The sequence below is a fragment of the Streptomyces swartbergensis genome (genome assembly GCF_002148965.1).
GTDB classification, from domain to species: Bacteria; Actinomycetota; Actinomycetes; order Streptomycetales; family Streptomycetaceae; genus Streptomyces; species Streptomyces swartbergensis.
Genome location: NZ_NGFN01000649.1, coordinates 1 through 1,890, shown reverse-complemented (window position 1 = coordinate 1,890; position 1,890 = coordinate 1). Strand labels below are relative to the sequence as shown.

Genomic DNA, 1,890 nt, shown 5'->3' with positions numbered 1-1,890 from the left:
CACCAGCTCCTTCTCCCAGTTGGACTGAGTACTTCAGCCGGCGGGATCCGCCTGTTCCTCGATTGATCGTTTTACCTCCCCTGGGAGCCACGGTCCGCTTTACTCGACGCATGGCACACCTGGTGTACATCGACGAGACCGGCTCCGTTGGGAAGGGCGCCAGCAAGCAGAAGTTGCTGACGCTGGCTGCCGTCCTCGTCCACGAGGACAAAGTGCAGCCGCTTGCGGAAAAGTTCCGTCAGGTAGCGAGAACGCACTTGGGATGGGTACCAGCCGACTTTGAGCTACACGGAAACGAGATCTGGAACGGCATCGGCCACTGGGACTCTCTGTCGTACGCCGAGCTGATCGCCGCCTACGAGGATGCGATCTCGGTGATTGACGATCTCGACGTCGATGTGTCCTGCGCCAGCATCCACAAGGAACGCCTGCACACTCGGTACGGCGGCGACGCAGACGGGAACGCCTACCTGTTGGCCTTGCAGTTCCTCCTAGAGAAGATCGACACCAGGTACACCGGCAACAAGATCCTGATCGCCGACGAGCAGAAGGAGCATCAGCTGCGGGCGGTCAAGATGGTCGCTGATCTCCAAGACTGGGGCGGAGGTGAAGTGCCTGGGACCAAGCTAAAGACCGTCATTGACTCCATACACTTCGTGAGCTCGCACGCGAGCCCGGGGGTGCAGCTAGCTGACCTCGTTGCCTATGCGTTGCAGCGCAAATGGAACACATGGGACAGTCATCCGGATGCTAAGGCGGCTATCGACAGGATCACCGATGTAATCAATCAGCACATGCGCACCTGGCGTGAACCCTGGCCATCAGAATGACCACTGCGAAAATGGGCCTCCGGGGCCTCTGCCGGTTCGGTATTCGCAGCCAAAGTGCTTGAGACGACTCATCCCTCCGTGTCGTCGGTGAGCTCCTCCCATAGGGCTGCGGCGATCTCGCCGGCCGTGAAGGCCTGGCTGTAGGCGCGCAGCGTCCACTCTCTTTCGTCGGTGTCCTCGGGATGCTCCAATAGCCCGGTAAGCGTGCAGAAGACGGCGGCTGTCACCTGCGCCAGAACCTGGCCGAGTTTTTCAGGTGTCAGCTTGTCGAGCTCGTCAAGGTCGTCAATGCGCAGGGTGATCCTGGTGTCGGCTTCGGCTTCGGCTTCGGTATCCGGTTCGGGGAGGTCGATCTTTCCCGGGTCGAACTGCGCCGTGGCCTTCTGTATGAGGTCGCCCCAGTCAGCGGACAACTGCGGGAGGAGGGGTTTGAGGGCCTCCATCCACTGCCGGGTCCGCTCCATCTCCCGGAGCAGGGGGTTCGTGTAGGGCGCCCAGGCAGGCGTGAGGTAAGACGGTCCGAGGACGGCTCGCAGGCCGGCCAGCGGGTCGGCGATGCGGGCCAGTTCCCTGGCGCGCCGGTGCATTTGCTGGTGGAACTCCCAGTTCGGGGTCACGTTGCGGATGGTGGCCATGCCAGCCTCCCTACTGGTGCCGACGCTCTTCTATTCCACCATGGCCCTGTGCCTATGGGCCGTGCACCCTCAGCAGGAGCGGCCGTCTCCGAGCGACGTGGGGCAGCACCTTCTCCCGGCGCGCCTTCTGGATGTACGAGCGGATGCGCACCACTGGCCCTGCGGTGACAACCAGCCTGCTTCGGTGACACCTACCGTGCTTCGGCACACAGGCGAGAAAGCGCTCGCATATGGAGCTCCTGAATCAGTAGTCGAGATCCAGATAGTCAATTTCGTTAATTTCGACGTCGGACAGTCCCATAGCGCGGCCTCCGCCGTCTTGGAAATAGACCTCCTTGAAGCCTTCGGCGATGATTCCGCGCATCTGCTGGTCGCTGGCACCCGCGTCGCGGGCGTCGAACAGGCGGCGGGCGTACTCCGGGGGG

The 1,890-nt window shown here is 62.3% G+C and carries 2 protein-coding genes and 1 pseudogene; 1 reads left to right on the top strand and 2 read right to left on the bottom strand.

Features of this window, described 5'->3' with window-relative positions; genetic code table 11:
- The first annotated feature begins 110 nt into the window (after nucleotides 1–110).
- Entirely contained in the window at nucleotides 111–830 is a 720-nt protein-coding gene (locus CA983_RS43225) for a DUF3800 domain-containing protein (RefSeq protein ID WP_086606061.1), read from the top strand.
- A 68-nt stretch (nucleotides 831–898) separates the two neighbouring features.
- Here the strand turns inward: CA983_RS43225 and CA983_RS43220 are convergent, their stop codons facing one another.
- On the bottom strand, nucleotides 899–1,465 hold the full coding sequence (locus tag CA983_RS43220; protein WP_086606060.1) for a hypothetical protein: 567 nt from the start codon (nucleotides 1,463–1,465) through the stop codon (nucleotides 899–901).
- A 244-nt stretch (nucleotides 1,466–1,709) separates the two neighbouring features.
- Nucleotides 1,710–1,890, bottom strand: a pseudogene (locus CA983_RS43215) (telomere-protecting terminal protein Tpg); the annotation flags it as partial.

What these genes read in the sequence shown, in the direction of transcription:
- CA983_RS43220 (WP_086606060.1), bottom strand. Translation starts at nt 1,465, where the DNA reads ATGGCCACCATCCGCAACGTGACCCCGAACTGGGAGTTCCACCAGCAA.
- CA983_RS43225 (WP_086606061.1), top strand. Translation starts at nt 111, where the DNA reads ATGGCACACCTGGTGTACATCGACGAGACCGGCTCCGTTGGGAAGGGC.